This is a genomic window from Microbispora sp. NPDC046933, assembly GCF_040644635.1.
Taxonomy (GTDB): Bacteria; Actinomycetota; Actinomycetes; order Streptosporangiales; family Streptosporangiaceae; genus Microbispora.
The window spans coordinates 1-8,833 of the sequence record NZ_JBEYWW010000077.1; the positions used below are offsets into that span (position 1 = coordinate 1).

An 8,833-nucleotide genomic window follows, 5' to 3' on the forward strand; every position below is an offset into this window, starting at 1 on the left:
GATCATCGCGGCCGTGATCGTGCACTACCTCTACGGCGGGTTCCGGATCTCCTCGCCCGGAGGGGTGCACGCCACCCGGGCATCTCCTGTCTATTTTTATGCTACTTTTGGGTTAGCTCAACTCAACCGCCTTTTAATCTCCCAACAACAATAATACCCAATCAAACAACCCAAAAAATTCAAGATAATATCACTAATGGCAAATGTGCCCAAATAAAAGATAAATTGAATGGTTTCAATTCCTAAAAGTGTGACCAAACTGACAATGACAAACTGTTTGAAATCAGTATTGATACAGTAAAGGCCACCTAAAGGAATGAAGTAGATAATATTTAGCACTGCCTCTTGAATCGTTCTGGTATCCGCTTTTATAAAGTCAAAAGGATTCAGTGATATCGCCTGAAAATCCGTTGTTTTAGTAAAAAGCACCATGAATAACAGTAATAAATACACACTGAAAGCAAGATAGAGATAAATAACTGAAAAATCTTTGAGGTGATACTGGATGCCAAACAACCAGATAATCAGCGTTAATAAGAGTATTAAAGTTAATGCGGTATAGTCAAAGTGGTTAATCAACCTAGCCAGGCTTTGATAGCGAGTGAGAACGGGCATAATCAGCCAAGTAATCGTCGCATAACTCAGGATAAATGTGACCAATAAACTGCTGAGGTAGATCATATATTTTCGCAACTGTTTCTAACTCCTTTTCTTGATGAGATTAACCCTATTTGGTTCTGTTGCGAAGTTTGAAAATCAAACGCGCCCGCTCTGAACTCCAAATATCTTAGGCTGGTATTCCCATTAATACCTTGATTTCAGTAGACACCGCAAAGCCGAAGAGCGTTCCATTTCTTCGGTTCTTTTTATATATTCCTCGAATGGTCTCCATGCCCTTAATCGTGGAAGAGGCTGTACGGAGACTTTGATAAAATTTATTCCGTCGTTTAATAGGTCGATGGTCTTGTTCTATTAAATTGTTAAGATACTTCACAGTTCGGTGCTCTGTCTTAGTATATAAACCCACACTCTGTAACTTTCTAAAGGCGGAGCCAAGAGAAGGTGCTTTATCGGTCACAATTGCTTTCGGCTCACCAAACTGTTTATGGAGTCGTTTTAAGAAAGCATAGGCTGCTTGCGTATCCCGTTTCTTTCGTAACCAGATATCTAAGGTTAAGCCGTCCGCATCAATTGCACGATAAAGATAATGCCAACGTCCCTTAATTTTGATATAGGTTTCGTCCATTTTCCATGAATAGAAGGATTGTCTATTTTTCTTCTTCCAAAGATAATAGAGGACTTTGCTGTACTCTTGCACCCAACGATAAATCGTAGTATGACAAACATTTATTCCACGATCATATAACAATTCCTGAACTTCACGATAGCTTAGATTGTAACGCAGGTAGTAACCAACAGCGACAATAATGACGTCTTTTTTGAATTGTTTGCCTTTAAAATGATTCATTACTCTGTCCTCTCTGTCTTTTTTCTCAATTTTACACTAAAATAGATTTTTTGGAAAACTTTGCAACAGAACCCCTAAAACCATGGATGAACGAACAAAAAATCTCTCGTATTTTGTTTGTTCATCCACTAAAAATATGCGAACAGTATGGCTTCATTCAATCCTGTTCTTACAAGTCAAAAGCATCGAATCGTCCAAGGACGATTCAACAAAAAAAGTAGTCGTTTTTGGACGACTACTAAGTTCTAAACATTCATTACCCAAAATCAATTTGGTCTAACATCGTTTCTCGACTAGCTTGATCTAATCCAAGATACGTTAAGGTCATGGCTTCACTTGAATGGTTTAATAAATGCATCACTAAACCAATATTATAGTTTGACTGCGTATAGACCCGATAAGCGCCTGTTTTACGCATGGTATGTGTTCCTAGATAGTTGATACCTAATAGATCACCAACACGTGACAAGACCCGGGTTGACCCCAGAGCATAAGGCAGAAAATCCAGTAACGAACAAAAAACGTTCGCTACTGGATTTTTTGTCTTATGTGGCCGGGGTCAGGGTCGTCGGAGCGTATTTCAGAAGCCGAAGGGTGCTCAAAATAGCATAACTGCTCAACTATACACATTCCAAAAAAGTCCCCCACCCAGCAGCAAGTCACTCACCCATCACATCTTCCGCCAGAACTTCAGCATAATCAGCATCGCCACAATCAAGGCGACAGAAATCCCCAAAGTCAGCATCCAAGCATCTTGCATCCCGGCTAACGGGAGTTTCTTCACGTTCATCCCATAGAATCCGGTAATGATCGTTGGCACAGCCATGGTCAGTGACCAAATTGTCAAAAATTTCATTGTATCGTTCAGGTTGTTATTAGCAAGGCTGTTGAGGGTATGATCGATTCGGTCAACGACTTGGGTTTCAATCTCAAACATCCGTTGGACCTGTTCTCCTTCAATTTGCACGTCTTCGAATAAATCAATTTTATCTTGGTCAGCACCGACACCAAAATGGGTCTTTGGCAAACGATCGAGTTCACTGAGATTGGTTTGGACCGCGCTGGACAAAAAGGTCAACGTCTGTTGAAGATATGAAAGTGAAACCAAGTCACTGTTCTTCGTCTTCCGGTTCAACATTTTATCCAAATAGTTGCGTTTCTTGGTAATGGCGCGAGAAATTGGGATAAAACTGACAACAACTGTAAACAGTGTTTGCAGAATAAATGCATCGACGCTCTTAACCTCGGGATTATCCAATGCCGAGTAAAGTGCCGTGTTGACTTCAGGTATGCCGCTTTGATTAAACGTGAATAAAACGCCCTTATGGAGCAACATGCCAAATGGCTGGGTAATGTATCTCAGCGCATCTTTGTCGAGGGCATACGGCGCCAGAAAGATGAATAATTGGTAGTCCTCATTGATATCATAAACATAATTAGTACTTTCATCATTATCAGTGACGTACTCAATAATATCTTCATCGATGCCATACTGATCTTCGAGGGTTGCCCGTTCTTCGGCATTGATTTGAATCGTTTCAATCCATTTGGTTCCATTGATTGTCTTTTCGGGTTTGATCATTTAGTAATTCCCCTGTTAGTTATTAACCTCTATTTTAGACTAAAAGAAAAGAAGCTGCAGACAAATTTTTAAATTGTCAACGATTCCCAACTGCTAAACACTTTTATAAAGAATATAACGGAAACCTTGTCGGGCTGCCATTTTGTCGGTACCGCTCATATCAAAGGTTTCAGCCGTTTTATTAGCAAAATCCTTTTTAATATACACGTCTTTTGCTGTAACTTCTAAATCTGCTAAATAAAGTTTGTTAGGTAGGTTTCGTTTTTTCTTTGGGTTAAATCCTTGCTTGATTTGAAATAATAGTCCTGCTATATATGATCCATTATACCATTTAAACAAAAAAACAGCCCCCATTATCTACCTAGTAGATAACGGGGACTGTTTTAATAGGTTTTCACAGGGGCGATTATATAATTATAGACCCTGAGCTAAGGAATGTACTGATGTTTTCTAGTATAGTCCCTAGTCTGGCATCCCAAACAACTTTTCGTTTATACCCTTATCATGTGACCATTTAATCAACATATCAATTGTCAGAGGATATATGGCTATCTTTGAATATTCTAACTCTCATACTGTGAAGGAAGCCGCTGAAGCTATTAAATTATTGAAAGGAACCAGCCTTTTAATAAGTCAACAAAGAAATTCTGCTTTAAATCATATTGGGGTATCACAAATACTTTACAAATATGTTTTGCGTCGCAGCAAAAACCAGCAAATTAGGCTTAGTATAACAGAGATAATCAGCACAGCAAAAACACCATAAGAAGATTTTTCAAACGGGCCATCGACATTGACTCCCCAAAAACCAAAAATGATTGCTGGAATAGTCAAAACGATTGATATCTCTGTTAGAGTTTTCATAATCATGTTTAGCTGATACGAAATCATATTGTTTATCATATTTTCCAAATAATCCAAATATTGACTGTAACCTAAAATAATTCTATCCATTGTGTCGCTTGTATTGTATATCTCATCAATTATTTTTTGGGTGGTAAAATCAATATCATTAATAGTTGTAAAATTTTTTTTAATGAAATCCAGCGCTTTGTGATTAGCGCCATAGGTTGTTGACAAAGCTATCATGTATTTTTGAAGAGTCAATAAATCACCAAACGTTGGTCTGAGTGAACCGGACGTTGATATTTCTGAGTCTAAATCATCAATTTTTTCCTTGACTCCACGAAGGTCGTCAAGCATCACATGGAAATCTTTTTGCATGATCTTTAAAAGTACTTCCTGCATGAAATTATCGACATCATGTAAAACCATATTGGATAAGAGTTCGGGAATGAATTTTAATTTTTGTTTTGTAAAAATTATCAACTTATTTTTAAATACCAAGAAAACAACAGATGTCGTCAGATTATCTAGATGCCCACCTTCATGTATCTCGGGAAACAAATAACTTACGAGCAAACTTTTTTCATCGTTCTGATCTATCATCGTGTCATATGCAACTCGATCATCAAACGTTAGTATATTGTCTATGTTAAAGTCAGATCTATGTTCAAAAGATTCGATATATTCTCGTTCGTCACCATAAACATAAACAACAGACGAATTTTTGATATTTGATTCTGACGAAACTAATAATGTATTTTTTGTTAAAGAATAAGTTTTCAGCATTGTAATCCTCCTGCTTTATATTTTTCTCAAAAATAAATGCGTAATTGTTGTGGAATAAATACGTTATCAGTTTTAAAAACATTTTGTCTTATGTATGATAACCTGCTAAAAATTTTATCTCGCACATTATCTAGACAATCTCGTCTCCAGCTTCTAATGTATTTTCTAATTTATAATTATAGACCCTAAACAAACATCTTTTGTAAAAAGCCTTTTTTCTGTTCTTTCAACAAATCTAACTTACGTTGATGAAGAGCGATAGTGTCGTCGAGTTGTTTGAAGAATGAACCGATTTTTTGTTGTTCTGAAAGTTCAGGTACCATAATCGACATTTTCGACATTTGCTTACCTGAAACCTCAACAAAAGTAGATCCTGCACCGGTGACTTCCCCATATCGCTTGAGCTCATTAGTTCTTGAAAAAATAAAATAACTATCAAGTTTATTTTGATCAGGAACAATTGATTGAAACCCTTGATTAGTTGTAGCTTCTTTGGCTAATATAGCGGTGTTTCCGATACCAGCACGAGAAGTAAATAAGACGGTTCCTACTGGTAAAATTCGAGCTGAACTCTTCTTTAGACCTAGTTCAGTAATAGTCTTTTTACTTTTACTAACATAACTTTGTTCTCCAATTTCAGCTGGTGCATACCAATCAATATCACCGTCCCAGTATTCAGGGTTCGATGTACTTGGTGTTCCACCACCAACAATATTAGATAATTCTCCTAACTTACGCTCTTCCCAATCATCCGTAAATCCCGGAAACCTTAATTCTGGAACTTTCTTTTTAACTGAATCATCTATTTTCGCCATAGTCCCCACCATTTTCTTGGTTTTTCTTGTTCTTCTATCCTTTTTTGATCTTTGATTTGTTCCTGCAAATTTTCCAACTTCTCTTTAAGAGCGTTCACTTCATCTTTATATTGATTGTCTAAGTGTTTGAATTCTGTTTCCTGTGAGGGCATTTTGAGAGCTTTTAAGCTGTCATTTTCTGCTTTGTATTCTTCTAACAACTTTTTATCTTGTAAGGCTAGTCGTTGTTGCTGATCTAAAAGATTTTGAGTTTGTTTTTGTACGTCTACTAAACTTTTTATCTGTTCGTCTTTAACAGATATTTGATTATCTTTATTCTTTATTTGCTCTTTTAGATAATTGATTCGTTCATTTTTTTCATCAATTAAACTTGTATTTACGGTGTCTAATTTGGTATCTAAATACTGTCTATTTTGGACACCAACACTATCTAATTTAGTTTTAGGGACATATCCAATATTCCCTTTAATCACTTTTATAGCAGCGTTGTTAAGATAGATAGTACCGTCTAATCTCTGTATCAAATTACTATCTAATTTAGATACTTGATAATGAATTTTCTTTTTTGATACACCCAACTCATCCGCAAGCTCTTTGATCGTTTTTAGATTCTCACTCATGGCTTGCTCCTTTACCTCGAACACTTGCACGTTCTGGTTGGTCAAGGTCTTGTAATTTCACAGTTGGCAAATACTGATCAACTGCCTTTTTAAGATACTTTGCAACGTTCCCTTTTGAATAAGGTTCTTGCTTCTCACGAACGTATGAGAGGTGCTTTTTGACCCCCTCAAGTCCTCGTAATGTTTTGAGTTCGTCATACTTTGGATAAACATTTTTTTGCAAGCCAGCCATAAGTGATGTATCTGTCATTTCATAAGGCGATAAAAGGAAATTTTCAAGCAATAACCTTGTATATCTACTTTCTAACGCTTTACCTGCAAGTGTTTGGTTTGATAATTCTTTTTCGGCTTTCGCTTCCTTGTAGGTCTTGTCCTCTAGCTTATAACTGTTATCGTCTGCTCGACGTTTTTTCGTGATATGAAAGACAATAGAATCAATGCTTTTACCTTTTTTCACTTTCTCATAGGCAATATTAAATGAGGTCCGATCATTGATTTCTTCAAGGGGTTTATCTAAAACTTTCTTGCTAAAGTTAGTGAATAATTTGTATTCATTGACCGTGTCCGTCATTTCTCGTAATTCTCGCATGGAAATTGAAGGATTGCGGTAGGCTTCCACTTGTTCTTCTCGGCGCCCGCCCTTGTAACTATAATGCTCGTACTGGTTATAATTCATAGATAACCAGCGATACAAGATAATGGAATACTTGCTATTGAGTTCTGCAAGATCAGACAAAGCGTGTTGCGTGAAATTTTGTTTTAAATTGATTAAATACGGCATAATTTCAGGACTAAATCGGATCGTTACCTCATCATGATAATCCGTCCACTTAACATAGGGAATCGGCACAATATTTTCAAATTCAAATCCATGTTCTTTTTTTTCTTTAATTTTGAAAAAGGCTTGTTTCTGCATATTCTCGACTGCCTGTTTAAAACGTGTGTGTTTATTGCTGTCGTCCACTTTAAAAAAGGCAAACAGTTCTGCTTTTGACAAATAAACCGTATGATCTTTTGGTGGTTCTTCTGTATCAATGCACGATACGGCTAATTCAAACATTTTCAGTGGGGTTTTATCCATTTTGGCAATAGATGTGATTAAAGAATTATGCTCGACCACTTTACGTTTTGATAATTCGTTCAAGATTTGCACCTGCTTCTGATTTTGTTCATTTTTTGGTATACTAGTCATAGAAAACTGCTCCTTTGTGAGTGATTTTAGATAGGCATGAAGAAAATCTGACCAAAGAATTGTTCTTCATGCTTTTATTATACCACAACATAAGTACTTACCTAACAAAAAAGTACTTATGTACATAGTTTTTTGTACTTATGTACATAGTTTTTTGTACTTATGTACATAGTTTTTTGTACTTATATAATTCTATAAACCCTTGAAAACACTCACTTTTTTTTGACGCAAAAGATTAAAAGATTAAAATATATAAGATAAATATATATATAGGCTTCGCCTATTTTTTATTTTTTTCAAAAATGTAAAATCCAAAGTCAAAATCATCAAAAAAAGGAGTGAGCGAAAACCACGCTCACATTTTACTTGCAGCGTTCACTCGCACTCGCTAAAAGAAAAGATCAAACCCTCTCTTAGGACTTTCTTGGATTCCCTCTAATTGCTCGTATACGCTGTTTTAACTATTTGACTAGCTAAATACTCATACTTTGCAATCAAGCGTCTTACAGACGGTCAGGGCAAGCCCTAACAACCCTTAAATGGAAAACCTATACTTTGTTTAACTTGTTTTTTTACAACTTAAAACAAGCTATTCAATTCAAAATCACTTTAAACCCACTTAAAAGCTCGTTTAAGCATTCTTAATGTTCCCTTTGAACAAATAGACAGTTTCGAATTAAAGTCGCTTAAATCGAGTTTTAGAGCGTTTTAAAATAGAATGATGAAAAACTAAAAAGTTTCAAACGCTGGTCGGCTTGTTTCGTAAAAAAAGAGTGCAATGCGCACTTACACATCACTCTAAAAACGAGTGATGTAATGGCTAAAAATCGTGTATCAGAAGTTGCTTATCGCAACAACAAAATTTCATGCTAGTAGCGTCTCTTAAATGAGTGAGTCTTTGTTTCAATTTGTGATACATTTTTCTGATCCATCAAGAACTTCCTCAAAGATAAAATGCCCCAGCGCTCATTCCTCAATCGCCCTTTGTCATTGATTTTGTAATAAGCATTGCGCCCTATTCGGTTACAATCCTCACAACAAAATAGCAAATATAAACCCATAAATACTGCTGTAAGCTATCACATTGTAATACAAATTACTTCGTTCTTGTATTACAATGTGGCTTGAAAAGGGGGAAGTTTCACTTTCCCCTTTTATCCCCTTTGGATTGTGTCGATTTGCTTTACGCAAACGCCACCTACCCATTTTATAAAAATAAAATGGGCAAAAGATCTTTCTTTTTGTCATACAAAAAGAAGAAAAAAAAGAGACGATTTTCTTCTTCCGAAATCGTCCCTCTTTTTTCTAAAACCATGGATGAACAAACAAAATACGAGAGATTTTTTATTCGTTCATCCACTAAAAATATGCGAACAGTATGGCTTCATTCAATCCTGTTCTTACAAGTCAAAAGCATCGAATCGTCCTTGGACGATTCAACAAAAAAAGTAGTCGTTTTTGGACGACTACTAAGTTCTAAACATTCATTACCCAAAATCAATTTGGTCTAACATCGTTTCTCGA

General features: G+C 36.1%; 8 protein-coding genes. All 8 read right to left on the reverse strand.

The genetic code is table 11. The annotated features are described in order from the left end of the window. Positions 1–117 precede the first annotated feature (117 nt). On the reverse strand, positions 118–681 hold the full coding sequence (locus ABZ857_RS43595; RefSeq protein WP_357056717.1) for a VanZ family protein: 564 nt from the start codon (positions 679–681) through the stop codon (positions 118–120). A gap of 106 nt (positions 682–787) precedes the next feature. Beyond that, positions 788–1,468 (reverse strand): IS6-like element ISS1N family transposase, encoded by a 681-nt coding sequence (locus ABZ857_RS43600; RefSeq protein ID WP_357056720.1) that lies wholly within the window; start codon positions 1,466–1,468, stop codon positions 788–790. Positions 1,469–2,138: 670 nt separating this feature from the next. Continuing rightward, the gene (locus ABZ857_RS43605; protein ID WP_010891392.1) at positions 2,139–3,050 is read right to left on the reverse strand and encodes a magnesium transporter CorA family protein; all 912 of its coding nucleotides are present in this window, start codon (positions 3,048–3,050) and stop codon (positions 2,139–2,141) included. 93 nt (positions 3,051–3,143) lie between these two features. After that, positions 3,144–3,404 (reverse strand): hypothetical protein, encoded by a 261-nt coding sequence (locus ABZ857_RS43610; RefSeq protein WP_351661596.1) that lies wholly within the window; start codon positions 3,402–3,404, stop codon positions 3,144–3,146. Between the two features lie 327 nt (positions 3,405–3,731). After that, complete coding sequence (locus tag ABZ857_RS43615; protein ID WP_014570897.1) at positions 3,732–4,682, reverse strand: magnesium transporter CorA family protein; 951 nt, start codon at positions 4,680–4,682, stop codon at positions 3,732–3,734. Between the two features lie 185 nt (positions 4,683–4,867). Next, on the reverse strand, positions 4,868–5,497 hold the full coding sequence (locus ABZ857_RS43620) for a restriction endonuclease subunit S (RefSeq protein ID WP_357056725.1): 630 nt from the start codon (positions 5,495–5,497) through the stop codon (positions 4,868–4,870). Further along, entirely contained in the window at positions 5,485–5,697 is a 213-nt protein-coding gene (locus ABZ857_RS43625) for a DNA-binding protein (RefSeq protein WP_200416660.1), read from the reverse strand. Before ABZ857_RS43625 ends, ABZ857_RS43620 begins: the two co-directional genes overlap by 13 nt. A 412-nt stretch (positions 5,698–6,109) precedes the next feature. After that, the gene (locus ABZ857_RS43630) at positions 6,110–7,309 is read right to left on the reverse strand and encodes a RepB family plasmid replication initiator protein (protein ID WP_063283645.1); all 1,200 of its coding nucleotides are present in this window, start codon (positions 7,307–7,309) and stop codon (positions 6,110–6,112) included. Positions 7,310–8,833 lie beyond the last annotated feature (1,524 nt).

What these genes read in the sequence shown, in the direction of transcription:
- ABZ857_RS43605 (WP_010891392.1), bottom strand. Translation starts at nt 3,050, where the DNA reads ATGATCAAACCCGAAAAGACAATCAATGGAACCAAATGGATTGAAACG.
- ABZ857_RS43615 (WP_014570897.1), bottom strand. Translation starts at nt 4,682, where the DNA reads ATGCTGAAAACTTATTCTTTAACAAAAAATACATTATTAGTTTCGTCA.
- ABZ857_RS43595 (WP_357056717.1), bottom strand. Translation starts at nt 681, where the DNA reads ATGATCTACCTCAGCAGTTTATTGGTCACATTTATCCTGAGTTATGCG.
- ABZ857_RS43600 (WP_357056720.1), bottom strand. Translation starts at nt 1,468, where the DNA reads ATGAATCATTTTAAAGGCAAACAATTCAAAAAAGACGTCATTATTGTC.
- ABZ857_RS43630 (WP_063283645.1), bottom strand. Translation starts at nt 7,309, where the DNA reads ATGACTAGTATACCAAAAAATGAACAAAATCAGAAGCAGGTGCAAATC.
- ABZ857_RS43610 (WP_351661596.1), bottom strand. Translation starts at nt 3,404, where the DNA reads ATGGGGGCTGTTTTTTTGTTTAAATGGTATAATGGATCATATATAGCA.
- ABZ857_RS43620 (WP_357056725.1), bottom strand. Translation starts at nt 5,497, where the DNA reads ATGGCGAAAATAGATGATTCAGTTAAAAAGAAAGTTCCAGAATTAAGG.